General features: G+C 42.8%; 1 pseudogene. It reads left to right on the top strand.

The features are described from left to right. Positions 1-20: 20 nt before the first annotated feature. Positions 21-290: pseudogene (locus HC175_RS23105) on the top strand (cell division protein FtsZ); the annotation flags it as partial.

Genomic DNA, 290 nt, shown 5'->3' with positions numbered 1-290 from the left:
AGCCAAAGGAACAGCAATTCATGTTCACTTTTGATATGCCCCGTAATGCATCTCCTTCAGAAAAAGAGGAGCCAAAAAGAGAACAGCCAGAGGCAAGACAGGAAGAGAACATACAATCTCCTAAAGAAGAAAAGATCGTCCACAGGCTTACAGAAGAAATGGAAGAGCCTGTAAAAAAGGAGCTTAGCTCTCAGGTGAAGAATACTCATAACGGTGTTACCCGGTATTCGCTGGATGATTACATGCAGGTGGAAGAAATGCTGAAGAATTCACATCCTGTTGCAAAGCAA

The sequence above is a fragment of the Salinimicrobium oceani genome, from assembly GCF_012037645.1.
The sequence above is the reverse complement of the archived record's forward strand: the minus strand, read 5'-3'. Positions and strand labels throughout refer to the sequence as shown.